This window comes from Paracoccus wurundjeri (assembly GCF_030678915.1).
Classification (GTDB): Bacteria; Pseudomonadota; Alphaproteobacteria; order Rhodobacterales; family Rhodobacteraceae; genus Paracoccus; species Paracoccus onubensis_A.
In genome coordinates this window covers 1-22,863 of the sequence record NZ_JAUUTZ010000038.1, presented here as the reverse complement: position 1 = coordinate 22,863, position 22,863 = coordinate 1, and the positions used below count along the sequence as shown (strand labels likewise).

The window sequence follows — 22,863 nt, the reverse complement described above, 5'->3', positions numbered from 1 at the left end:
GCCGTCCTCATTTCACACCCGGCGTGCCATCAAATTTCTTCTCGAGATGATCCCAGACCTCGATATATTCCTCCTGCATCGGGGCCTCTTTCGCCGCGAATTCGGTCAGATGCTGGGGGAAGCGCGTCTCGAACATGAAGGACATGGTATGGTCCAGCTTCTCGGGCTTGAGATCCGCGTTCGACGCGCCTTCAAAGGCGTCCCGGTCGGGACCGTGGGGCAGCATGCAGTTATGCAGGCTGATTCCCCCCGGCGCGAAGCCCTGCGGCTTGGCATCGTAAACCCCGTAGATATTGCCCATCAGTTCGGACATGATGTTCTTGTGGTACCAGGGTGGGCGGAACGAGTGTTCGGCGACCGCCCAGCGTTCCCGAAACAGCACGAAATCGATATTCGCCGTCCCCTCCTGCCCGGAAGGAGCGGTCAGCACGGTGAAGATCGAGGGATCGGGATGATCGAACAGAATTGCGCCGACCGGCGAATAGGTCCGCAGGTCGTATTTATATGCGCAGTAATTCCCATGCCATGCCACGACATCCAGCGGTGAATGACCGATCCATGTCTCGTGAAACTGGCCGCACCATTTGATCACGACGCGGGATCGCGTTTCGCGATCCTCGAACGCTGCGACGGGGCATTTGAAATCGCGCGGATTCGCCAGGCAGTTCGCGCCAATCGGCCCCCGGTTGGGCAGGTCGAATTTCTGTCCGTAATTTTCGCAAACGAAGCCGCGGGCCGGGCCCTCCAGCACCTCGACGCGGTAGACCAGCCCGCGCGGGATGATGGCGATTTCCTTCGGTTCAAGATCGATGATACCCAGTTCGGTGCAGAAACGCAGCCGGCCATCCTGTGGCACGATCAGCAATTCGCTGTCGGCGGAAAAGAAATACTCGTCCTGCATCGAGCGCGTGACCAGATAGACATGGCTGGCCATGCCCATCTGGATATTGACATCGCCCGCCGTGGTCATCGTGCGCATCCCGGTGATCCATGTCAGATCCTCGTCGGGGACCGGAATCGGATCCCAGCGATACTGGCCAAGGCTTGTGATATTCTGCCGGTGGGGATCATGCGGCAGGATATTCGGCGCGGTTTTCCAATAGGGCACATCGATCGGCGCGAAACGCCCGGTATGATGCACCGAGGGGCGGATACGATAGCACCATGTCCGCTCGTTCTGGCCGCGCGGCGCGGTGAAGGCGGTGCCCGAAAGCTGTTCGGCATACAGGCCGTAATTGCATTTCTGCGGGCTGTTCTGTCCTTGCGGCAGGGCATCGGGCAGGGCCTCGGTTTCGAAGTCGTTGCCGAAGCCCGGCATATAGCCATTCGTCGCGCCGATCGCCGTGGTCCCGCGAATCATCCCTGTGGGGGTTTCATGAGTGGTCAAGGCTATCACCTCCGTCGGGCGTGAACTCCGTTGCTGGTGCAACGAATATTCATTGCAATAGCAATGATGTCAATGATTCGCTCGCTTCGGGGCGGGGAGCGGTCGGTTTCGGGGTCCGTTCATGCCGCCTGACCGGAGGCAGCCTTTGCGTCATGACCGAATATTCGGCCCGTCAACATGGCTTTTCATCCGAACCGGCAGAGGGCAGGATTGCGGCAGCAGAGCAGGAGACGAAAATGCAGAAACGGCGACTGGGTCAGGACGGCCCGATGATTGGCGCGGTGGCGCTTGGGACGATGAATTTCGTCGGGGCCTATGGACCGGCCGACCCCGAGGAAAGCCTGCGCTGCATGGCTGCCTGCCTTGAAATGGGGGTCGATCATTTCGATACCTCGAATGTCTACGGCATGGGCCGTGCCGAAGAGCTGCTGTCGCGGTTTCTGAAGGATCATGGCGATCGCGTGGTGCTGGCCAGCAAATGCGGAATCACCCGCAACCCCGATCATCCTTTCGACAATTCACCCGCGCATATGCGGCAATCGCTGGAGGCTTCGCTGAAGCGGCTGCAAGTGGAGCATATCCATCTTTATTACCTGCACCGGCACGAGGCCGCCCGGCCGATCGAAGAGATCATGGAGACGCTGCTGAAATTCCGCGACGAGGGCAAGATCGGCGCGATCGGCCTGTCCGAGATCGCGCCGTCCACATTGGAGCGCGCGGCGGCGGTGGGGCCGGTGGCTGCGGTGCAGTCTGAATATTCGCTTTGGACACGTCAGCCCGAGCTGGGAGTTTTGCAGGGTTGCGCACGCCATGATGCCGCCCTGGTGGCGTTTTCGCCCATCGCGCGCGGGGTGCTGTCCGACACGCTGCCCGAACCGAAAGAACTGGGCGATGGGGATATACGGCTCAGGATCCCGCGCTTCAACGGTGAGAACTGGCCCCGTAACATGATCCGTCTGCGGGCCTTCCGCGAATATGCGCATGACAATGGCCACAGCCCGGCCACGCTGGCCATTGCATGGGTTCTGTCACGTGGTCCGCATGTGATTGCCCTTCCCGGCTCGCGCAGCATCGCGCATATGCAGGAAAACGCCCTTGGGGGAACGATCACGCTGACCCCGCAGCAGTTGGAGGAAATCGAGCGGATTCTGCCCGTCGGCTGGGCGCATGGCCCGCGCTACGGAGAGGAATTGTCGAAAGGACCCGAGAGCTATTGCTGACAGATGCAGTCGAAACCCGGGCGCCCCGGAGTGAGACGCGCCGCATCGGAAACGCAGGTTACTTGCGTCCCGCGATGGCCGGGGGCGCTGCCCCGTCGCCGGCTGGTTCTCGAACCAGTGGCGCACCTGCCGGCGACCCCCGAGGTATTTGGACAAAGAAGAAGGGGAGGCGGCGAATCCAGACGGGCGCAATATTCGCTAACCGGCCGCCAGCCGCTCGGCCACGGTTTCGTCGGTGATCAGGACCGAGGGCGAAAGCATCTTCAACGCGGCGCGGATGATGGTGACTTTTTGCCAGCCGCCGGATGCAAGTACGGTCCGGCGGGCGGCGCGGATATCGTCGGGATGGGCGGCAAGCACGCGGCGATTGACCGGGTGATCAACGATTTCGCCCTCGGCATTGACGAAGCGGCACAGCACATCGCCCACCGCGCCCGCCTGTTCCAGCGAGGCGATCTCTTCGGCGCTCAGCAGGCCGTAGCGGACAAAGATCGAATGCGGCGTCAGGTCTCCGACCGAAAGAATCGCCAGGTCCAGCCGGGCGGCCCGGTCCAGGACCTCGGCGATGCCGCTATGGGCAAGAAGCGCGTCGCGCGTGACCTCGTCGGGGGCGTATACCGGCGCGGCCATCAGATAGCATTCCGCCGACAGACGATCGGCCACGCGCCATGCGAATTCCGAAGGGTTGACGATGCTGACCTTGGTCAGGCCGCCAAGAAGCGATATCACTTTCAGCCCGTTTTCGCTGCGAGGCTCGATTGCGGTGACGCCGGCGGTCAGCGTGCCGCCCCAACCCAGGCCGATGCTCATGTCCGGGCCGACCGATTGCGAAAGAAAGCTTCCCAGCTCGCGGCCGATGATTTTCGGGATCATCGACTGGTCCTTCGGGCGGGGAATGACGATGGCGCGCTGCAATCCCCAGCGTTCCTCCAGTCGCCGTTCAAGTTCGACGCATTGGGAAACGCGGCTTGTGACCCGGATCTGGACGGTGCCGTCATTGCGGGCCGCCGCCAGGATTCGCAACACGCGGGTCCGGCTGAGACCGACGATATCGGCGACCTCGTCCTGGGTCATGCCTTCGACATGATAAAGCCAGGCGATTCTTGTTTTCAGGTCGTCTGCGATATCGGTCCCGTTCAAATTCCCGTCCTTTTCGGCCCATCGCTTGGGCGCATATCCATGCACCGTCGCATGTTGTCTTTGCAGAGTTCAGGATTTTCTGCGCAGAAGGTCAACCAATACGGCAACAAGGACGACAGCGCCGACGATCACCCGCTGCCAGAAACCCGATACGTTCATCAGCACGGTTCCGTTCGCCAGCACCGCCAGCAGCAGGGCGCCCAGCACGGTTCCGACGATCGAGCCCTGTCCGCCGCGTAGCGAAGTTCCGCCCAGAATGGCGGCGGTGATCGCGCCCATCAGCCAGCCTTCCCCGACCGAGGGTTGCCCTGCATCCATGCGGCTGGCGAACAGGATCCCCGCCAGAGCCGCGAACATGCCCGCAAGCCCGAATGCCAGGAATTCGATGGCTTTCACCCGGATCCCGGCAAGGATGGCGGCGTCGCGATTGCCTCCGACGGCGAATATGTTCCGGCCAAGCCGTGTCTGGCTTAGCACCCAGATCAGGCATATCGCGGCAAGGCCGAAGATCAGCACCGGCAGCGGGATGCCGAAGAGCTCTCCTTGCCCGAATACGGTAAAGGCTTCGCCAAGCGGCCGGATGGGATAGCCCTTGGTGATGACCAGTGTCAGCCCCGCGAAAATCTCCCATGTGGCGAGTGTCACGATGAACGGATTCAGGCGCAGCCCGGCGACGAAGACACCGTTCAACGCGCCCAGGCCGAAGCCGAAAAGCATCGTGAAGGGAATGATCAGCCAGGGATGGATGCCCCATTGGGTCAATGCGATCGAGCCGACTATCGCGGAAAGCCCTGCCGCCGCGCCGACCGACAGATCGATGCCACCGACCAGCAGCACCAATGTCTGACCCAGCGCGACCAGCCCGACAAAGGCGGCCTGCCGCGCGACGACGGACATGTTGTAGGACGACATGAAATTGTCGGTGGCCAGCGATAGCGCAAGGCCCAGTACGATCAATGCCACAAGAATGCCGCTGGCTTCCCATTTCCAGAAGCGGGCCAGAATTGCCTTGCCGCCACGATTGCCGCGATCATTCGCGGCGGAGGCCTGGATATTGTTTGTCATCGCGCTTTCTCCCATTAGAACAGGCCACGTCCGATAAGGAACGCCCCCTTCTTCTTTGTCCAAATACCTCGTCGGTGGTTGCCGGCGGGTCGCGCCACCGGTTCAAGAGACATGCAGGCGACGGGCAGCGTCCCCGGGCCCTTGCCAGAGAAATGCCTTTCCTTCCCGGCCGAACCCCGCATCCCTCAGCTCATCGCCAGTTCCAGCAGGCGTTCCTGCGTGGTTCCATCGCGATTCACGCATCCCTTCACCTCGCCCTCATGCATGACCAGAATCCGGTCGGCGACATCCAGAAGCTCTTCCATTTCGGATGAGATCAGGATGATGGACAGCCCGCGTTCTTCGGTCAGACGGCGCAGGACGGTCTGGATTTCCAGCTTTGCATTGACATCGATGCCGCGTGTCGGCTCGTCCATGATCAGCACTTTCGCCTCGCGCATCAGCCATCGGGCGATGATGAATTTCTGTTGGTTGCCGCCGGACAGCGAAGTGATCGGATCGCCGAGGCGGCCGAATTTCGCTTTCATCTGCCGCGCCAGCGCGCCGACCTCGTTCAGCATGTCGCGGTTTCGGATGCGCAGCCAGCCGCTGAAACGATCAAGCGTCGGCAGCGCGGTGTTCTCGGCGATGGACAAAAGCGGAAAGATGCCCTCTTGCTTGCGTTCTTCGGGAAGATAGATCAGCCCGGCCCTGATGGCGTCCAGCGGCGCCCGGAAGCGGGTCTCGCGCCCTTCCAGCGTGACTGTGCCGGTATCGGCTCTGGTGGCGCCGAAAAGACATTTCGCCATCTCGCTGCGCCCCGATCCGATCAGGCCCGAGACGCCGAGTATCTCGCCCTTGCGAAGCGTGAACGAGACATCGCGGAATTCATGCTCGCGGCCAAGGTTCCGGACGTCCAGAATGATCTCTGCCTCATCCAGATGCCGGATGGGCTGCCGGCCGGCCTTTGGCGGACGTCCTGCCATCAGCGAGACCATGCGTTCGCGTGTGGCCTCCTGCGGTGGGATGGCGCCGACATTCACGCCGTCGCGCAGGACGGTGATCCGTTGTGACAGCTCGCGTACCTCATCCAAGCGGTGCGATATGTAGAAGGCCGACCGGCCTTCGCTTGTGACCTTGCGGATATAGCGCATCAGCTTTTCCGTCTCGCGCCATGTAAGCGCCGCGGTCGGTTCGTCGAAGATGATGATGCGCGCGCGCGTCGCTGCCGCTCGCGCGATCTGGACCAGCTGCTGCTGCGCTTTCGAGAGTTCGCGGACCGGCATGCGCGGGTCGATGCTGTCATCGACCTCGTGCAGGTGAAACGCCGCATCGGTATAGGTGGCCCGCCAGTCGATGGCCGCCGCGCGTCCGCGATGCGCGCCAAGCAGGATGTTTTCCGCCACCGACAGATGCGGCACAAGATTGATCTCCTGCGGGGCAATCGCGATGCCATGCAACTGCGCGTCCAGCGGTGAATGGAATTCCACGGCCTGCCCGTCGACATGAATACTGCCGGAAGACGGCCGGATCTTCCCGCAGATGATATTCATCAGCGTCGATTTCCCCGCGCCGTTCTCTCCTATGACCGAATGGGTTTCACCCTTGCCCAGAACCAGCGAAACGCCGTTCAGTGCCTGAACGGGGCCAAAGCTGCGCGAGATGCCGCGCACTTCGAAAAGGGGTGCCGCCTGTGTCATCGTGCCTTGCCTTTGCTGTTGGATGATCGCCGCGAAGGCGGCGCGCAAGCTGCGGAAAGCCTGCGCGCGCAGGACCTATTCGCCGCAATCATCCTGGGTGATAAGCCGCGATCCGGTGTTGTGATCCATCGGATAGGTGTGGTTCTGGTTCATCGCGACCATGTATCTGACCGCCCAGTAGCCGATATCCCATTGCCGCTGTGCCTTGAGTGCGGTGATCGTGCCGTCGCAGACGAAATCCACGGCCTCGGGCAGGTCGTCCATCCCGACGATGGCCACTTCGCCGGTCTTTCCGGCATTCTTGACGGCCCGCGCCGCGCCGATGGGATTCGACGCATTCGAGCCGAAGAACCCGGCGATATCGGGATGCGCCTGAAGCGCGTTTTCCGTCAGGGTAACGGCCTCCTCAAGGACGTCGTTATCGGGTTGCTCGAAGACGATCTTCATCTCGGGATGCTCTTTCAGCGCGTCCTTGAAGCCCTTGATGCGTTCGACGTGATCTGTCGCGGTCAGGGATCCGGCCAGAATGCCGATCTCGCCCTTGCCGCCAAGATGTTCTGCAAGATACTCGCCCAGATCGTAGCCGTCGCCATAGCTGTCGCGCTGACCGACAAAGGGAAACTCCTCGTCGCAGAAGCTGTTGAATGTATAGACATTGACTCCGGCCTCTTTCGCCTCGCGCAGGAGTTGCGAATTGGTGGCCTGATCCAGGCATGCGACGGCAAGCCCGTCGGGTTGCCGTCCGATATTGGTTTCGATCCGCCGGTTCTGGTCGGCGACATCGGCCGTGGGCGGCTGATCCCAGATCATCTCGATCTTGATGCCCGATTCGGCCAGCTCATCCACGGCGAATTGCCCGCCTTCACGAACCACATCGTACCACGGGTGGATCACCTTGGGGATGAAGACGAATGTCAGTTCATCCTCGACCGGCGTGATCAAATCCGCCTGTGACTGGGCGTTTGCCGGCAAAGCCATGCATAATGCCGTCAGGGCAGCAACCATTGCCCCCTTGCCTGAATGGGTGGTCATGTTTCTCTCCCTTTGAGATATGCCCGAAGCAAACCGGGCCATTTGCGTCCGGGGCCGCTTGCTAGCCTGCCCCGGCAAGCCGTTCCGACGCTCGGGTCGGATTGGAATTCATGAATTGTCGCACCTGTGCGAGATCCTGTATGCCCGCTTGGGATCCAAGCCCCGTGGCGTTCAATGCCGAACTCGCCTGTGCCAGCCTGACGGCATCCCGGGCGCTCAGACCATTCAGCAGGCCGGTCGCGAAGCCCGCATTGAAGACATCGCCGCAGCCGCATGTGCATTTCACGTCGATGTCGAATGCGGGAACCGAGAAGGAGGTGCCATCGCGATGGTGATAATATGCGCCATGCTCGCCAAGCGTGATCACGCAGCATGCGGCACCGCGGTCGTGAAAGAACTTCACCATGCCGCGCAGATCGGAAATCCCGCTAAGGGCCTCGGCTTCTTCGATGGAGGGGATGAAATAATCGGTATAGGGCAGAACTGCCTCGACATCCGGCAGGTCGTCCTGACTTCCGGCGAATACGTCCACGGTGGTGATGCAGCCGCGTTCTTTCGCATGGCGCATCAATGCGGCGTTGCGTTCGCCATCCATCGCGTCCATCAGCCCGACGCCGCCAAGATGGAAGACCCTTGCATCGGTGACGGAATCGAACATCGGTTCGTCGACGATGAACGCGCCGGTTGCGCCTTTGAGGTGCAGGGCCGGGCGCGAACCATCCGCGCGGGTCAGCACGATAGAGCTTGAGGTGGGAACGCCGGGGCAATGTTGCAGGCCAGAGATGTCGATCCCGTAGGATGCGATCTGCTCAAGCGCCCAGGCGCCCATCATATCTTCGCCGACGCCGCCGACCGCCAGCGTGTTCAGGCCCATTTTCGCGCCGGCGATCGCGGCCGTGCCGGCGGCTCCGGAAACGGCCATCGCGATCTCGTCGATAAGAAAGGTGCCGCCGCCCGGAGGGATCGCCGAAACCGGCCAGCCAAGGCAATCGAACGTGTAGAATCCCATTGCAGAATAATCGTGCCGCATGGCGTCTCCTCCTCATCCTGAGGGGATTGAAACGCACATTGGTATAATAGTCAATACATATGTTATGATAAGATATATGGATCTGAGAAGATTTTGCGACTCATACTGGCGGAATCACCTTAAATTCTGCAACAAAAGTTTTCTATTGATAACTTAAGATCAAATGCTAGATCTGACGTGGCGAACAAAAGTTTCAACGGAGAGATGATTGTGAAAGCCGCCCTTCTTACCGCTCCTGACGCGCTGGTGCTGACCGAATTGCCTGTTCCGGTGCTCGAATCGGGGGATGTGCTGATTCGCGTGCGCGCAGCAACGATCTGCGGCACCGATATCAGGATATTCCGGGGCCGTAAGACTGCCGGTATTCGGTATCCCTCTGTTCTGGGGCATGAATTTGCGGGTGAGGTCGTCGATTCCGGTGGGAATCCGGGTCTGGATGCGGGCGACCGGGTCGCGCTGTGCCCCGCCATCTCTTGCGGCCGCTGTCACCTGTGCAAGACTGGCCGCGAGAATCTGTGCAAGGACGGGCAGGCGGTGGGATACGAGATAGACGGCGCCTTTGCGGAATTCATCCGTATTCCCGCGCGTGCCGTCGCGGCGGGCAATATCCGCAAGCTGCCCGAGGCGACGGATTTCGACGAGGCCGCGCTGGCCGAACCGCTTGCCTGTGTGCTGAACGGGCAGGAAAAGGTTGGGGTCGCTGCCGGGGATGTGGTTCTGGTTCTGGGGGCGGGGCCCATCGGTTTGCTGCATGTTTATCTGGCGCGGCTGCGGGGCGCGGCGAAGATCATCGTTTCGGATCCCAATGCCCATCGCCGCGATGCGGCCATGACCGGCGGTGCCGATGTGACGATAGACCCCCGGAGCGAGGATGTCGCGGCGCGTGTAGCCCAGGAAACGGCGGGGATGGGGGCGACGGTGGTGATCTGCGCCATCGGCGTTCCGGCGCTGGCGCGGCAGGCAAGCGATCTGGTGGCGCATGGCGGGCGTATCAGCCTGTTTGCCGGGTTCTCGAAGGGCGAGATGGCCGAGATGGACGTCAATGCGATCCATTACAACGAAATCACGATAACTGGCGCTTTCGGCTTGTCGCGGCGCGATTATGACCGCGCCTTCGATATGATTGCCGGTCGCAGGGTGGATGTGAGGGGCCTGATCACCCACAGATACGGCCTTGATTCCATCGCGGAGGCGTTCGAGACCGCGGAAAGCGGCGGCGCAATCAAGGTGGCGATCGTCAATGACTGATATTCATGAAACGGATGTGCTGATCATCGGCGGCGGCATCAACGGCTGCGGCGTGTTTCGTGACCTTTCTGCGCAAGGCGTCACCTGCCTGCTGCTTGAGCGTAACGATTTCTGCGCAGGCGCGTCGGCAGGTTCGTCCAGATTGATGCATGGCGGGCTGAAATATCTTGAAACCGGCGAGTTCAGACTGGTCCGCGAAAGCGCCGAAGAGCGAAACCGGCTGCTGCGAAATGCGGCCCATTATGTCAGCCCCCTGCCGTCGCTGGTGCCGGTTCGCAGCCGGTTCGGAGGGCTTTGGGCCTCGGCCGCAAGGTTCTTTGGGATGAATGCCAGGCTTGACGACCGGGGAGGGGTGATCCTGCGCCTTGGCCTGACTCTCTATGATCTGTATGGGCGGCGTTTCCGGTCGATGCCAAGGCATCGTATGCTGGGGCGCAGGCGGCTTGACGCGCTGGTGGCGGGGTTGTCGCCCGGGATTATCGGAGCCGGGCTGTATTACGAGGGGCGTATCAGTCATGCCGAGCGGCTGGGTCTGGAATTGCTTCTGGATGGCGAGGAAATGCATCCCGATTCACACGCGCTCAATCATGCGGAAATCCTTGGGGCCGAGGGCGGGGTGATCTCGTACCGGCATGGCGGCGCGGTGCATCGGGTCAGGCCGCGCGCGATCGTCAATGCCGGCGGCGCGTGGATCGATGTGGTGAATGATGTGCTAGGCATCCCGTCCCGGCTTATGGGGGGCTCGAAAGGTGCGCATCTGGTGGTCGAGAACCCGGCGCTTCTGAAGGCGTTGAACGGGCATATGATCTATTTCGGAACCGCCGATGGCCGGGTGAACCTGTTATATCCCTTTATGGGGCGCATCCTGATCGGTTCGACCGACCATCGGATCGATCATCCCGACGATGCCATCTGTTCGGATGACGAGGCGGAATATCTCTGCGCCGCGGTCGGCGAGATATTTCCCGGCATTCCGGTCACGCCCCAACAGATCCGGCATCGTTTCAGTGGCGTGCGTCCCTTGCCCCGGGCGGATGGCGATATCGGGATGGTGACGCGGGATCATTCCATCGTGGAGCTTGAGCTGAGCTCCGGCATTCCGGTCCTGTGCCTGATCGGCGGCAAATGGACGACATTCCGTGGCTTTTCCGAACAGGCTGCGGATCGCCTGCTTGAACTGACGGGAAAGCCGCGGGTTCGGAAAACCGATGACATGCAGATCGGCGGCGGGCGCGATTATCCGGACGCCGCCGCGCGCGAGGCATGGATCGGCCGAAGGGCTGAAAGCTCTTCGCTGGCGCCGGTGCGGGTCGGGACGCTTCTTTCCCGCTATGGCACCCGGCTGGACAGGATGCTGCCGGAACTGGCGGGCGGTGAGACCCCGTTGGTTCATCTGCCGGATTATAGCCGCGAAGAACTTGAATGGCTGTGCCGGAATGAGCGCGTGATCACCTTGGCGGATCTGCTATTGCGCCGGACGGCCATTGCCATTTCCGGCGACCTGACCCCGGAAGTGGCGGATGAGGTGGCAGGGATTGCGGCGCAGGTATTCGGGTGGGATGCCGCCGGAAAGCAGGCCGAGATCGACGCGCTTTCGCCCGGAGCATGTCGCGTTGAAGCGGAACCACCGGTTGCTTGCGTCCCGCGATGACCGGGGACCAGTCCCCGGACCCCTGAGGTATTTGGACAAAGAAGAAGGGGGGGGGGAGCGAGTTCGGGCAGGTGCAGCAGGCTTTAGCCCAATCGTGGAGCGGATGGGATCGGAGACAGCAGCGTGGGGTCATTCGGGTTGAAGCTGTCGGGCATTTGCCAATTCGGGGTTCCGCCGGCGAACAGCTTGAAGAATGCGACGGCGGTTGCGCCGCTTTTGCTGGTGTTTTCCCGGAATGACCACCAGGTCCGCAGGTCGTGAAGCTCTTCCCCCGCCGATGCGATTTCGCCGTATTCCTGCTGAATCGCCGCGGCGCGGACATTCATGCAATAGATGGTGTAGCAATATCCCTCGGGCCAGAAATGCGCCGGATTGGCAGGATCCGGTTCGGCGGGCGGAGAAACGATCCGGCAGGGCTGCGCGTCGATCAGCTCGCGCAGCATGAGACCGGCGGCATGGTCGAAAAAGCCGCGCCGGATTTTCTCGGAACGCGGGTTGATTTGTTCGACCTTGCGTAGCCACGAAACGAAGCATCGCGCCAGAGCCGCTTCATCGATTTCGATCGTCGCGCCGATTTCATGGCCGATGTGATCGACAACGGCGGCGAATGAGGCGCGAAACCACCGCATGCGCCGGACGGCGACGCGGATCGGATCCGGGCTGTCGGGAAGCTTGACGGTCAGGAACGGCGTTTCAGACATGGTCTCGGAATTCTTTCAGCAATGCGGCAATCGCCTGACGATCGCCCCGGGCGTTCAGTATATCGTCACGAAGCGCAAGGGACAGGGCCGTCGCCGCATCAAGCACCTCTGGCGCGTCATCGGCGGCTTTGTCGGCCAGCATCCACAGCATCAGGCCGAAACAGGCAAGCTGCGTGGCTTCTTCTTCGGTCAGCGGCACGCCGGTATTCATCCGCAGTTCGGCGATGGCGCCATGGTCCTGCATCGCCACGATCAGGGCGGTGGCGCGCTGGATATCGTTCGTTCCACGAATCGATTCGAAGGCCAGCGCCGATTTGACCTCGGAGATAAGCCAGCTATGCGCCCCCAGATTGCGCAGGGCATGGCCAAGGGCGGCATAGGCGGCATGGGCAAAGGCCGAGGCGTTCAATGCGCCGGCCTGAAGCGCGGTCGCGGGAAGGCGAACCCTGCCGCTGTCACCCAGCATCAGATGTGCGACTTCCTCTGCGCCATGGGCAAAGCGGTCGACCTGGGCAATCGCGGCACCCGCGATCTGATCCACGGGCTTGCCGGCCCTGCTGGTGTTCTGCTGGACGATATCGCGGCCCTCGCGGGCGACATGTCTGACGATACGCAGCGCATCGCGAAGCAATAATGCGCCGGGAAGTCCTGGGTCGGAGTGTCGTGGCAATGTCATCTCCGTCTTGATCGGGGGTTTGGCAGAGTTGCCGATATTATCTCAGGCAAGCCGCAAACATTAGGAATAATTGTATAACACCTGTTCTTCCTTGGGAACGCAAAGAATCGTTATTCCCAAGCTTTCCATCGTAATTCGATCTTACTGACATGATTGAACATAAGTATTGACAAAATATCATAAGTGCAAATATATCGGCATGGAACTCAGGAGGAACCACCATGCCAACCAATGTCGCCTTGACCGGCCTTGCCCGTGACCTGCGTGAGCGCGGGGATAGTGGAAAACCCATTCGCGTCGGCCTTGTCGGTTCGGGTGAGATGGGAACGGATATCGTCGCGCGGGTCGCGCATATGCCGGGAATCGAGATCGGGGCGATCTCGGAACTGAATATTCCCGCGGCAGATCGTGCCGTCGATATCGCATATCAGGAAGCTGGCCACGCGCGGCGGGCAAGCAGCCTCGATCAGCTCAACGCGGCGATGGAGGCGGGAAAGGTCGCGACGACGGACAAGGTCGAATTGCTGCTGGGATCGGGGCTGATCGATGTCGTGGTGGATGCGACGGGTGTTCCTGCCGTCGGCGCGGAAATCGGTCTTCGCGCGATGGAGCATGGCAAGCATCTTGTCATGATGAATGTCGAGGCGGATGTGACCATCGGCGCATATCTGCGGGCCGAGGCCGAACGTCTGGGTGTGGTCTATACGCTTGGGGCCGGCGACGAGCCCTCATCCTGTATGGAACTGATCGAATTCGTGTCCGCCATGGGGCACCGGATCGTGTCGGCGGGCAAGGGCAAGAACAATCCGCTGAATATCGATGCCGTCCCGGCGGAATACGAAGCCGAAGCGAAGCGCCGCAACATGAATCCCCGGATGCTGGTGGAATTCGTGGATGGTTCGAAAACCATGGTCGAGATGGCCGCCATCGCCAATGCCACCGGGTTGATCCCCGACAAGCCGGGAATGCATGGCCCGGCCTGCTCGCGCGATGAATTGTCCAAGGTGCTGGTTCCCGAGAGCGATGGCGGAATGCTGTCCTCGGGCGAGGGCCGCGTGGATTACACGATCGGCAAGGGGGTCGCCCCTGGCGTGTTCGTGGTTGCCGAAATGGGTCATCCGCGTATCCGCGAACGCATGGAGGATCTGAAGATGGGCGAGGGTCCCTATTTCACCTTTTTCCGCCCCTATCACCTGACCTCGCTGGAGGTGCCGCTCAGCTGTGCCCGCGCGGTGCTTTATGGCAAGGCCGATATGGTTCCCATGCCGCGCCCGGTGGCCGAGGTCTGCGCGGTGGCCAAAAAGGATATGCAGCCCGGAGAGAGGCTCGATCAGATCGGCGAATATTGCTATCGCGCATGGATCATGACCTCGGAACAGGCCCGCGATGGGCAGGCAATCCCCTGCGGTCTGCTGGCCGGGGCAGTCGTGACGGCGCCGATCCGCAAGGGTGAACTGATCACCTATGCCAACGCATCCGTTCCTGCCGATAGCCGCATCGCGGCGCTGCGCGCCCGTCAGGACGACATGCTGCTTGCCACAGCCTGAGGATCCAGCCCGATGACCGACGACAACCGCCCCTTCGCCATCCGCAAATATGACGCGGCACGGCTGCGCGACGCCTTGCGCAAGATGTATCTGATCCGGTTCTTCGAGGAAGGGGCCGAAGACAGCTATATGCGTGGCCTGATCCACGGGACCATGCATCTGTCCATCGGGCAGGAGGCATCGGCGGTCGCCTCTTGCATGGGGCTGACCGATGAGGACAAGATCACCTCGACCCATCGTGGCCACGGGCATTGCATCGCCAAGGGGGCCGAGGTCGGGCGCATGTTCGCGGAATTCTTCGGCAAGGAAGAAGGCTATTGCCACGGGCGCGGCGGCTCGATGCATATTGCCGATGTGACCAAGGGCAATCTTGGCGCGAATGGTATCGTCGGTGGCGGGCTGCCCATCGCCGTGGGCGCGGGGCTGACGGCCAAACGGCTGAATACCGGTGCCGTCGCGATCTGCTTTTTCGGCGATGGCGCGAATAATGAAGGCGCGTTTCACGAAGCACTGAACATGGCGGCGATCTGGAAACTGCCGGTCGTGTTCATCTGCGAGAACAACAAATACGGCATGTCCACCTCGACCGAGCGGTCGACTGCGGTGAAGAATATCGCTGAGCGCGCGGTGGCCTATGCGATGCCGGGGCATACCGTGGATGGCAATGATTTCTCGGCGGTGGCGGAAACCGTGGAGGCGGCGATTGCCCGTGCCCGCGCCGGAGAGGGGCCAAGCCTGATCGAGAACCTGACCTATCGCTGGCGCGGTCACTCGAAATCGGACCGCAACCGGTATCGCAGCAAGCAGGAAATCGACGAATGGATGGCCAGGGATCCGATCCAGCGTTTCCGGAAAGAGCTGGTCGAACACGCTATCCTTGACGAAAGCGAAGCGGAAAAGGTCGCAACCGAAGCGCGGCAGGAGGTCGAGGCCGGGATCGAGTTCGCCAAATCGGGTACCGCGCCCCGTATCCCGGACCTTGCCAGATATGTCTATGCAGAGGAAAACGCATGAACGCCCCCGCCAAGCAACCCGACGCGGATATCCGGGAACTCAGCTATTCCGAGGCGATCCGTGAAGCGATGGGACTGGCCCTTGAACGCGATGAGCGTGTCGTGCTGATGGGCGAGGATATCGGTGTCTATGGCGGGGCCTTTCAGGTGACTGGCGATCTGGTCGAACGTTTCGGTGCCGACCGGGTGATGGATACGCCCATCTCCGAATTGGGTGGGGCCGGTGTAGCGGTGGGTGCGGCACTGACGGGGCTTCGTCCGATCTATGAATTCCAGTTCTCGGATTTCGCCGCATTGGCCATGGAACAGATCGTCAATCAGGCGGCCAAAATGCGCTATATGCTGGGCGGCGAGGCGTCGGTGCCGGTGGTCTTCCGGATGCCTGCCGGTTCCGGAACCGGCGCGGCGGCGCAGCACAGCCAAAGTTTCGAGGCGTGGTTCGGTCATGTGCCGGGGCTGAAAGTCGTGCAACCATCGACCCCCGAGGACGCCAAGGGCCTGCTGCTGGCGGCGCTTGAGGATCCGGACCCGGTCGTCATGTTCGAGCATAAGCTGCTTTACAAGATGAAGGGTCATGTTCCCGAGGGCTGGTATACGACGCAGATTGGCAAATCCGCCATACGGCGTCACGGCAAGGACGTGACGATCGTCGCCTCGGCCATCATGGTTCACCGGGCATTGGCCGCGGCCGAGAAGCTCGCCGGGGAAGGGATTGAGGCCGAAATTATCGATCTGCGCTCGGTCCGGCCCATCGATGGTGAAACCATTATCGGCAGCGTCAGGAAAACCGGCAGGCTTCTTTGCGTCTATGAAGGCGTTCGTACGCTTGGGATCGGCGCCGAGATCTCGGCGATGATCGCGGAAAGCGAGGCGTTTGATTTTCTGGATGCGCCGGTTCTGCGGCTTGGCGGGGCAGAGGCGCCGATCCCCTATAACCCGGATCTGGAAAAGGCCGCCGTTCCCCAGATTCCCGATATCGAGGCTGCCGCGCGCCGTCTTGCCCGCCGGGAGGTCTGATATGCCGACCGAAGTCATCCTGCCCAAGGTGGACATGGATATGGACGCCGGACTGTTGGCGCAATGGCATGTCGCGATTGGCGATCATGTCGAAAAAGGGGCAGCGCTTTTCGATATCGAGACCGACAAGGCCGCGATGGAGGTCGAAGCCCCTGCCTCGGGGATCGTCGGCCATATCGTGGCAGAGGCGGGCAGCCGGATTCCCGTTGGTCAGGTCGTGGCGTGGATCTATGCGGAAAACGAAAAGATTCCCGATCTGCCTCCGGGCGGGGCGATTTCCGGGGATACCGGTGCCGCCGAAGCGGATGCAGAACCGCAAGCCGGAAGCCGAAAGGAAGTTGCGGAAGTTCCGCAGCCAACGGCCCCTGCCGCCCGGGATTCCGATGAAGCGGGTACGGAAAATCATTCCGGCGATCCGCGTCCTCGCGCGACCCCTGCGGCGAGGGCCGCCGCACGGAAAAGCGGCGTGGATCTTGGCCGGGTGGCGGGATCGGGTCCCAAGGGGCGCATACAGGCCGATGACGTGGCGCGCCTGCAACCGGTTGCCGCAGGACCTTCCACGGCCGAAGCCGGCCTTTCCGAATCCGCGCCGCCGGTCGACTGGGCGGAAAATCAGCGTCCGCTTGCCATGACCCGCAGGAAGGGCCGTGCCAAAGGTTATCCCGTCCTGCTGATCCACGGTTTCGCCGCCGATGCGGCCGGATGGGCGCCGCTTGAAAAGGCCCTGGGGGATGAGCGCGAGATCATCCGGATCGAACTGCCCTGTCACGGGCGTTCGCCGCTGGTCAGGACAGGGTCGTTCCGCGAATTCACCCGCATGGCGGTCCGGGCATTCGATGATCTGGATGTCGAGCAATTGCATCTGGTCGGCCATTCTCTGGGCGGTGCGGTCGCCGCCGCCATCGCCGATATCCGTCCGCGCAGGATCGCCAGCCTTTCGCTGATCTCGCCTGCCGGGCTGGGGCCTGAAATAGACGGCGCCACGCTGCATGGAATCGCCCGCGCGACGCGGACTGACAGTCTTGCCCCCTGGCTCAAGCGCTTGGGCGCAGATCCGGACGCGATCAGCCATGATTTCGCGAAAGCCGCGATGATGGCGAGGATGGAGCCGGAGCTGCGTGCCGCACAAGTGGAACTGGCCGGGATCCTCTTTCCGGATGGAACGCAATCCTTCGATCTTTCCGCCGCGATGGCGCGTGTCGAAGCGCCTTTCAAGATCGTCTGGGGCAGGCAGGACCGGATTCTGCCATGGCGGCACGCCCTGCGCGCGCCTGACGTCGCGGGGCTGCATTTGCTGGACAAGGCGGGGCATATTCCGCATATAGAACGCCCAGAAGCCGTTGCTCTTCCGTTGCTTGAGAATTTTCGGACGGGAGAGGTTCCAGCGTATCAGAGATGAGAATGGCACAGAACAGAACCCCCCGCGCAACCCAGACGGCAGGACGGACATCCGAACTGGACAGGCTGCGCTCGCGGGCGGTCTGGCTGTATTATGCCGAGGGAATGAAGCAATCCGAGATCGCGGATGTTCTGGGCATGACGCGTGTCAGTATCGTCAGGCTGCTTGCCGATGCCCGGCGTCGCAACGAAGTGCGCGTCACGATCTCTTCGCCGTTGGCTGAATTCGCGCAGGCCGAAATGGAACTGCGAGAGCGTTACGGGATCGGCGAGGTCATTCTCGCGCCGGTTCACGAGGAAGACGCCGATCCGACGCTGACGATTGCCGCGATTGCCGGGGCGTATATTTCGTCGCGCGTGGGCGACGGGATGAGTGTCGGGGTTGGCTGGGGCCGGACCCTGCATTCGACCCTGCCATTCATCGAGGGACGCACGGTCGAAAATCTGCGGGTGATTTCGTTGTTGGGCGGGATTTCGCAGGCCCGGCGCTTCAATCCTGCCGAATTCGCCTGGCAGTTCGCCGAGTTGTTTCAGGGAGAAGGCTACCTGATCCCCGCGCCTGCTCTGGTCGACAGCCCCGAGACCCGCCATGCGCTGTTGGAACGCTGCGGTCTGGCGTCGATCTTCGAGATGGCCGACAAGCTGGATCTTGCGCTGCTGTCCACGGGCGGGATCGCCCAGTTGGAGACCTCTTACCGGACCGGGCATCTGTCCGAAGCCGACCGTCAGAGCCTGATCGAGCATGGCGCCGTCGGCGATGTGCTGTATAATTTCATCGACAGCAACGGAAACATCATCGATCACCCGGTGAATAACCGCGCGATATCCGCCAAGCTGGAACGGCTTCGGAATGCGCGTGAACGGGTGCTGCTTTCCGGCGGCCGCGACAAGTATCGGGTCATGAGGGCGGCGATCAAGGCGCTTAGCCCGACCGTTCTCATCACCGACGAATTTACTGCGCGATCGCTTCTTTCCGATCCGGAGGAATAAGCGAAGGCAGCCTTTCCAGATCGCGGATCAAAGAATATCGGCCCAGGCCACCGCTTGTCAGGATCGTGTTCCGCGCCTCAGGAAACCTTCGGCGGCATGCCAGTCCTGAACGATTTCCCTGGCGCCCGCGGCGCGTAGCTTGCTGTCATGCTCTGGCGGTAAATGCTCGCCGCCGATATAGCCGACTGGCGTCATGCCCGCCGCGACCGCTGCTGTGACGCCAGCAACCGAATCCTCGAATACGACGCAATCCACGGGATCGGCGCCCAGTTTTTCCGCCGCAAGCAGGAACAGATCCGGAGCGGGCTTGCCATTGGCGACCATGCTTGATGAAAAGATGCGCCCCTCGAACCGGTCAAGGATTCCCGCGGTCGCAAGCGACAGCCGGATTCTTGGCACATCCGAGGATGACGCGACGCAATAGGGCAGATCCAGCCGATCCATGAAGGCGGTCAGGCCGGGAGTATGCCGGACCTTCTGCCCAAGCAGGGAAAGGATTTCTTCCGTTAATTCGCCGCTGGCTTCGGCAGGAAGAAGCCCGCCTTCCTCTCCGCGAAGATTTGCCAGAATATCGGCTTGTTTCATGCCGAGCATTGCCGAAAATGCCTTGGGCGCGATTGTAAGCCCATGCCGCGCATAGACCCGTTTATACGCAATCGCCGTCAGCGTTTCACTATTGACCAGAACCCCGTCGCAATCGAAAATTATGGCTTTCATCAGATGGTTATAACCTTGCTTCAATGGTTTCCTGCGTGGGGGTGCGGGCGATCCGGGATGTGGTATCCGGGTTGCGTGGGGCTTGGATATTAGAACTTATGATTCATTTGATTATCATATGTTATAATTCTGCACAATGACGATCACATTGATTCCATGTGACAACCTGGTTTCTCTGACGACCGGATCATCCGCGACCTGCACTGTTACTACGTCACGAGCGTGCTTCTGGTGGCGAATAGTCGAGATTACGCTACCGTCAGGATGGATCCGGCGTTTTGCCCTGAAGGCGGGAATATCTGCTTGATCCAGCAATTCAGAACTTCTTGACAATAAATATTACATATGTTCAAACCATAAGGAAATGGGAGGGGATACCAATGGAACTCTGGAAGATAGCTTTGCTTTTGCTGGCCTCCGTCTGGGGGCTTCAGTCTGTCGGCATGTGGTTTCAGATGCGGCACTACAGGTCGGTGATGGGAGCGATCACCGACAAATGGTCTGATGGCCATCTGGGCGCCGGAAACGCGCGCGGTCGCCTTGGCAAAGGCGTGATCGCGATCGTCTGCGTCGACGGAAACGCCGTCATTCGCAAGCTGATGGTGATGGAAGGGCGAAGTGTCTTCGCGAAATTCCGGCCAATGACGGAATATGAAGGCCGGCGGCTGTCCGAGGTCAAGGCCGAGTTCGCGAAACTGGCGTCACAGGACGGGCGCGCCCGCGCAATATCGCAGGCAATCGATCAGCTTGAACGCGTGAAGGAAGCGCCCGTTCAGGATTCTGCGCAGGATATGGCGCAAGCGGCCTGAGATTGCGACAGATACGAAATATCAATGGAGGAGGGGAAAGTTGGCTTACTCCGAATTGACGATACATGTGACCGATCTGGCGCCGCAATATCTTGACTGGGCGGCCGGTCACGCAGAGGGCTTGCTGCATGCGGTCAGGATGACCGCCGAAAACGGCGGCCCCGGCATGGATAGTGGCGCCGGCGGTCAGGAACTGATCCGGCTTGCCCAGGCAACGACGGACACGGCAAATGACGCGGCCAGCTATGCCGAGCAGGTGCAGAACGTGGCCCAGGAAGAGCAGCTTTCATGGCTGACCACCATCGGGCGGCATTTCATCGGTGTTTTTCAGAAGGGCGGAGAGACCTTCGCGGGATTCGTCACGGGCATCATTCCGACGCTGATCGTCCTCATGACCGCCTTTTACGCGCTGACCGAACTGGTTGGCGAACAGCGGGTGCATGGGTTCGCGCGATTTGCGGGCCGCATCGCACTGACCCGGTACACGGTGCTGCCGGTGCTGGCGATGTTCTTCCTGACCAATCCGATGGCTTATACTTTCGGCACCTTTCTGGAAGAAAAGCACAAACCCGCCTTCTACGACTCGGCGGTGTCTTTCTGTCATCCGATCCTTGGCCTGTTTCCGCATGCCAATCCGGGCGAATATTTCGTCTGGGGCGGCGTTCTTGTCGCCCTGCAAGAGCTGGAGCGGAACGGCACGCTGCCGGCCAATTACCATATCCGGCTTGCCATCTTCTATTTCGGGGTCGGCGTCGTGGTGATCCTGCTGCGCGGCATGCTGACCGAACGCATTACGCGTTTCATGGCGGCCCGCCAGAAAATCGAACTCTGATCGGGGCCGGGAGGAAGAGCGATGAGCGATAAATACAAGGCCGTCCGCATCGAACGTGGCTCCAATGGCTGGGGCGGACCGCTGGTCATCAAGCTGACCGCGCAGCGCGACAAGATCGTCGCGGTGACCGGTGGAGGCATTCCGCCGCTGGCGAGAAAGATCGCCGAGATGACCGGAGGAACCGCAGTCGACGGGTTCCGCTCGCCCCCGGTCGAAGGAGAAATCGCTGCGGTGGTCATCGATTGCGGCGGAACGGCGCGTTGCGGCGTTTATCCGCGCAAGCGCATCCCCACGATCAACCTGACCCCGGTCGGACAATCGGGCCCGCTGGCGCAGTTCATTACCGAAGATATCTATGTCTCGGATGTGAAGCCCGACTGCCTGTCCTTCGCGGATGACGAAGAAGCGGCAGCGTCCGGGGCACCGGTTGCATCCGTGCCGCAGAATGCCCCGGCCGCCGAGGCAGCCGCGACGGTGGCTGACGATGACGAATACGATCAGGGCGGCTTCATCGGAGCGATCACCTCTGTCGGCCGCGTCATGGGCAAGGCGGTCGGCGTGTTTTTCAATGCTGGCCGGCGCAGCATCGATCAGGTGATCCGCAATGTGCTGCCCTTCATGGCCTTCGTGACGATGCTGATCGGTTTCATCCTCTATACCGGGGTGGGCGATCTGCTGGCTGCGCCGATGGGGCCGCTGGCCAACAATATCGTCGGCCTTCTGGTAATCTCCAGCATATGCTCGCTGCCGTTCCTGTCGCCTATCCTGGGGCCGGGGGCCGTTATCGCGCAGGTGATCGGCATGGCGATCATCGGCCCCCAGATCGCGAATGGAACCATCTCGCCCGCAATGGCCCTGCCTGCGCTGTTCGCCTATGATTCGCAGGTCGGCTGCGATTTCGTGCCGGTCGGCCTCGCGCTGGGAGAGGCCAAGCCGAAGACGATCGAAATCGGCGTGCCGGCCGTGCTGATGAGCAGGCAGATCATGGGACCTGTCGCCGTGCTTATTGCCTGGGTGGCCAGTTTCGCGCTTTGAACCCTGCCGGGGCGGATCGGCTCCGCCCCCGGCAACTATTGCCGGCATCAGCCTTTCCGTTCAGGGGGGCGTCAGGGAAGGCAGTCTATCGCATGGAGAAAAATGATATGAAGACCTATCTGCGCACGGAAATCACTGCGGTCGGTAAGGATGCCGCCGATCTGGTCGAAGGGGGTGTGCTGATCCTTTTCGCCGAAGGAGCGCCCGAGGAACTGGCCGAGGTATCGGTTCTGCATCGCGTGGCCGAAGGGCCGCTGGACGAGGCCCCGGGACCCGGCGCGGAAATCCTGGTGGGTGAGGTGTCGGCGATCCTGACCGGGCTGGGCGATCTGGCCTGGAACAAGATTCGGGATATCGGCCATGTCGTCATCAATTTCAACGACAGCGATACGCCCGACAGGCCGGGTGAGATCTGCGCGAGTACCGTGAATTCCGAGGCTTTGGTGCAGGCCATCCATTCGGGCAAGGAAATCGTGATCCGTGCGTGATTCCGTGCAGTGATAGCCATGGACGGATTTTGAAACAGGTTGCGTTCGAGGGGCACCTCGGGGGGGGGGGGGGGGGGGGGGGGGGGCGGGGGGGGGCGGGGGGGGGGGGGGGGGGGGGGGGGGGGGGGGGGGGGGGGGGGGGGGGGGGGGGGGGGGGGGGGGGGGGGGGGGGGGGCGGGGGGGGGGGG

22 protein-coding genes are annotated in these 22,863 nt (G+C 61.5%); 12 read left to right on the top strand and 10 right to left on the bottom strand.

Features of this window, described 5'->3' with window-relative positions:
• Positions 1 to 7: 7 nt before the first annotated feature.
• Positions 8 to 1,360, bottom strand: coding sequence for a homogentisate 1,2-dioxygenase (hmgA, locus tag Q0601_RS22880; RefSeq protein ID WP_305292297.1), 1,353 nt, complete (start codon positions 1,358 to 1,360; stop codon positions 8 to 10).
• A gap of 179 nt (positions 1,361 to 1,539) precedes the next feature.
• On the opposite strand from hmgA, the gene Q0601_RS22875 reads away from it, so the two are divergent.
• Positions 1,540 to 2,607 carry an aldo/keto reductase gene (locus Q0601_RS22875; RefSeq protein WP_305292288.1) on the top strand — a complete coding sequence of 356 codons (1,068 nt, stop codon included), beginning with the start codon at positions 1,540 to 1,542 and terminating at the stop codon, positions 2,605 to 2,607.
• Positions 2,608 to 2,805: 198 nt separating this feature from the next.
• Here the strand turns inward: Q0601_RS22875 and Q0601_RS22870 are convergent, their stop codons facing one another.
• The 5 genes from Q0601_RS22870 to Q0601_RS22850 form a co-directional block, all read right to left on the bottom strand.
• Positions 2,806 to 3,747, bottom strand: a complete 942-nt coding sequence (locus Q0601_RS22870; RefSeq protein ID WP_305292287.1) for a sugar-binding transcriptional regulator — start codon at positions 3,745 to 3,747, stop codon at positions 2,806 to 2,808.
• Positions 3,748 to 3,816: 69 nt separating this feature from the next.
• Positions 3,817 to 4,812 (bottom strand): ABC transporter permease, encoded by a 996-nt coding sequence (locus Q0601_RS22865; protein ID WP_305292286.1) that lies wholly within the window; start codon positions 4,810 to 4,812, stop codon positions 3,817 to 3,819.
• A gap of 185 nt (positions 4,813 to 4,997) precedes the next feature.
• Positions 4,998 to 6,491, bottom strand: a complete 1,494-nt coding sequence (locus Q0601_RS22860; RefSeq protein ID WP_305292285.1) for a sugar ABC transporter ATP-binding protein — start codon at positions 6,489 to 6,491, stop codon at positions 4,998 to 5,000.
• A gap of 75 nt (positions 6,492 to 6,566) precedes the next feature.
• Positions 6,567 to 7,523: a substrate-binding domain-containing protein gene (locus Q0601_RS22855; protein WP_305292284.1), complete on the bottom strand. Its 957-nt coding sequence runs from the start codon at positions 7,521 to 7,523 to the stop codon at positions 6,567 to 6,569.
• 61 nt (positions 7,524 to 7,584) lie between these two features.
• Complete coding sequence (locus tag Q0601_RS22850) at positions 7,585 to 8,553, bottom strand: carbohydrate kinase family protein (protein WP_305292283.1); 969 nt, start codon at positions 8,551 to 8,553, stop codon at positions 7,585 to 7,587.
• A 210-nt stretch (positions 8,554 to 8,763) separates the two neighbouring features.
• Here Q0601_RS22850 and Q0601_RS22845 point away from each other — a divergent pair, with 210 nt between their 5' ends.
• On the top strand, positions 8,764 to 9,801 hold the full coding sequence (locus tag Q0601_RS22845) for a zinc-dependent dehydrogenase (RefSeq protein WP_305292282.1): 1,038 nt from the start codon (positions 8,764 to 8,766) through the stop codon (positions 9,799 to 9,801).
• The gene (locus Q0601_RS22840; RefSeq protein ID WP_305292281.1) at positions 9,794 to 11,452 is read left to right on the top strand and encodes a glycerol-3-phosphate dehydrogenase/oxidase; all 1,659 of its coding nucleotides are present in this window, start codon (positions 9,794 to 9,796) and stop codon (positions 11,450 to 11,452) included. Before Q0601_RS22845 ends, Q0601_RS22840 begins: the two co-directional genes overlap by 8 nt.
• 83 nt (positions 11,453 to 11,535) lie before the next feature.
• On the opposite strand, the gene Q0601_RS22835 is transcribed toward Q0601_RS22840, so the two are convergent.
• Together Q0601_RS22835 and Q0601_RS22830 are read right to left on the bottom strand one after the other, a co-directional pair.
• A complete protein-coding gene (locus Q0601_RS22835) occupies positions 11,536 to 12,153 on the bottom strand; it encodes a hypothetical protein (protein WP_305292280.1) in 618 nt (205 codons plus the stop codon).
• Entirely contained in the window at positions 12,146 to 12,823 is a 678-nt protein-coding gene (locus Q0601_RS22830) for a hypothetical protein (protein WP_305292279.1), read from the bottom strand. Before Q0601_RS22830 ends, Q0601_RS22835 begins: the two co-directional genes overlap by 8 nt.
• A gap of 227 nt (positions 12,824 to 13,050) precedes the next feature.
• Between Q0601_RS22830 and Q0601_RS22825 the strand changes: the two genes are divergently transcribed.
• The 5 genes from Q0601_RS22825 to Q0601_RS22805 are packed head-to-tail and all read left to right on the top strand — an operon-like array spanning position 13,051 to position 18,794.
• Positions 13,051 to 14,376 (top strand): NAD(P)H-dependent oxidoreductase, encoded by a 1,326-nt coding sequence (locus tag Q0601_RS22825; protein ID WP_305292278.1) that lies wholly within the window; start codon positions 13,051 to 13,053, stop codon positions 14,374 to 14,376.
• 12 nt (positions 14,377 to 14,388) lie between these two features.
• A complete protein-coding gene (locus Q0601_RS22820) occupies positions 14,389 to 15,390 on the top strand; it encodes a thiamine pyrophosphate-dependent dehydrogenase E1 component subunit alpha (protein WP_305292277.1) in 1,002 nt (333 codons plus the stop codon).
• On the top strand, positions 15,387 to 16,406 hold the full coding sequence (locus Q0601_RS22815) for an alpha-ketoacid dehydrogenase subunit beta (RefSeq protein WP_305292276.1): 1,020 nt from the start codon (positions 15,387 to 15,389) through the stop codon (positions 16,404 to 16,406). Before Q0601_RS22820 ends, Q0601_RS22815 begins: the two co-directional genes overlap by 4 nt.
• 1 nt (position 16,407) lies before the next feature.
• A complete protein-coding gene (locus Q0601_RS22810; protein WP_305292275.1) occupies positions 16,408 to 17,805 on the top strand; it encodes an acetoin dehydrogenase dihydrolipoyllysine-residue acetyltransferase subunit in 1,398 nt (465 codons plus the stop codon).
• Between the two features lie 2 nt (positions 17,806 to 17,807).
• Complete coding sequence (locus tag Q0601_RS22805; protein WP_305292274.1) at positions 17,808 to 18,794, top strand: sugar-binding transcriptional regulator; 987 nt, start codon at positions 17,808 to 17,810, stop codon at positions 18,792 to 18,794.
• A 57-nt stretch (positions 18,795 to 18,851) separates the two neighbouring features.
• Here the strand turns inward: Q0601_RS22805 and Q0601_RS22800 are convergent, their stop codons facing one another.
• The gene (locus Q0601_RS22800) at positions 18,852 to 19,511 is read right to left on the bottom strand and encodes an HAD family hydrolase (protein ID WP_305292273.1); all 660 of its coding nucleotides are present in this window, start codon (positions 19,509 to 19,511) and stop codon (positions 18,852 to 18,854) included.
• Positions 19,512 to 19,891: 380 nt separating this feature from the next.
• Here Q0601_RS22800 and Q0601_RS22795 point away from each other — a divergent pair, with 380 nt between their 5' ends.
• From Q0601_RS22795 to Q0601_RS24815, 4 genes are all read left to right on the top strand, one after another.
• Complete coding sequence (locus Q0601_RS22795; RefSeq protein ID WP_305292272.1) at positions 19,892 to 20,320, top strand: transcriptional regulator GutM; 429 nt, start codon at positions 19,892 to 19,894, stop codon at positions 20,318 to 20,320.
• A 40-nt stretch (positions 20,321 to 20,360) separates the two neighbouring features.
• The gene (srlA, locus tag Q0601_RS22790) at positions 20,361 to 21,152 is read left to right on the top strand and encodes a PTS glucitol/sorbitol transporter subunit IIC (protein WP_305292271.1); all 792 of its coding nucleotides are present in this window, start codon (positions 20,361 to 20,363) and stop codon (positions 21,150 to 21,152) included.
• Between the two features lie 21 nt (positions 21,153 to 21,173).
• On the top strand, positions 21,174 to 22,187 hold the full coding sequence (srlE, locus tag Q0601_RS22785) for a PTS glucitol/sorbitol transporter subunit IIB (protein WP_305292270.1): 1,014 nt from the start codon (positions 21,174 to 21,176) through the stop codon (positions 22,185 to 22,187).
• A 92-nt stretch (positions 22,188 to 22,279) separates the two neighbouring features.
• Positions 22,280 to 22,675 (top strand): PTS glucitol/sorbitol transporter subunit IIA, encoded by a 396-nt coding sequence (locus Q0601_RS24815; protein ID WP_370656177.1) that lies wholly within the window; start codon positions 22,280 to 22,282, stop codon positions 22,673 to 22,675.
• Here the strand turns inward: Q0601_RS24815 and Q0601_RS24810 are convergent.
• On the bottom strand, positions 22,563 to 22,863 hold a 301-nt coding region (locus Q0601_RS24810; RefSeq protein ID WP_370656176.1), incomplete at its 5' end, for a hypothetical protein. The two genes, Q0601_RS24815 and Q0601_RS24810, sit on opposite strands and share 113 nt — an antisense overlap.

What these genes read in the sequence shown, in the direction of transcription:
- Q0601_RS22820 (WP_305292277.1), top strand. Translation starts at nt 14,389, where the DNA reads ATGACCGACGACAACCGCCCCTTCGCCATCCGCAAATATGACGCGGCA.
- Q0601_RS22875 (WP_305292288.1), top strand. Translation starts at nt 1,540, where the DNA reads ATGACCGAATATTCGGCCCGTCAACATGGCTTTTCATCCGAACCGGCA.
- Q0601_RS22805 (WP_305292274.1), top strand. Translation starts at nt 17,808, where the DNA reads ATGGCACAGAACAGAACCCCCCGCGCAACCCAGACGGCAGGACGGACA.
- hmgA (WP_305292297.1), bottom strand. Translation starts at nt 1,360, where the DNA reads ATGATTCGCGGGACCACGGCGATCGGCGCGACGAATGGCTATATGCCG.
- Q0601_RS22800 (WP_305292273.1), bottom strand. Translation starts at nt 19,511, where the DNA reads ATGAAAGCCATAATTTTCGATTGCGACGGGGTTCTGGTCAATAGTGAA.
- Q0601_RS22825 (WP_305292278.1), top strand. Translation starts at nt 13,051, where the DNA reads ATGCCAACCAATGTCGCCTTGACCGGCCTTGCCCGTGACCTGCGTGAG.
- Q0601_RS22860 (WP_305292285.1), bottom strand. Translation starts at nt 6,491, where the DNA reads ATGACACAGGCGGCACCCCTTTTCGAAGTGCGCGGCATCTCGCGCAGC.
- srlE (WP_305292270.1), top strand. Translation starts at nt 21,174, where the DNA reads ATGAGCGATAAATACAAGGCCGTCCGCATCGAACGTGGCTCCAATGGC.
- Q0601_RS22815 (WP_305292276.1), top strand. Translation starts at nt 15,387, where the DNA reads ATGAACGCCCCCGCCAAGCAACCCGACGCGGATATCCGGGAACTCAGC.
- Q0601_RS22850 (WP_305292283.1), bottom strand. Translation starts at nt 8,553, where the DNA reads ATGCGGCACGATTATTCTGCAATGGGATTCTACACGTTCGATTGCCTT.
- Q0601_RS22810 (WP_305292275.1), top strand. Translation starts at nt 16,408, where the DNA reads ATGCCGACCGAAGTCATCCTGCCCAAGGTGGACATGGATATGGACGCC.
- Q0601_RS22855 (WP_305292284.1), bottom strand. Translation starts at nt 7,523, where the DNA reads ATGACCACCCATTCAGGCAAGGGGGCAATGGTTGCTGCCCTGACGGCA.
- Q0601_RS24815 (WP_370656177.1), top strand. Translation starts at nt 22,280, where the DNA reads ATGGAGAAAAATGATATGAAGACCTATCTGCGCACGGAAATCACTGCG.
- Q0601_RS22835 (WP_305292280.1), bottom strand. Translation starts at nt 12,153, where the DNA reads ATGTCTGAAACGCCGTTCCTGACCGTCAAGCTTCCCGACAGCCCGGAT.
- Q0601_RS22865 (WP_305292286.1), bottom strand. Translation starts at nt 4,812, where the DNA reads ATGACAAACAATATCCAGGCCTCCGCCGCGAATGATCGCGGCAATCGT.
- Q0601_RS22840 (WP_305292281.1), top strand. Translation starts at nt 9,794, where the DNA reads ATGACTGATATTCATGAAACGGATGTGCTGATCATCGGCGGCGGCATC.
- Q0601_RS22795 (WP_305292272.1), top strand. Translation starts at nt 19,892, where the DNA reads ATGGAACTCTGGAAGATAGCTTTGCTTTTGCTGGCCTCCGTCTGGGGG.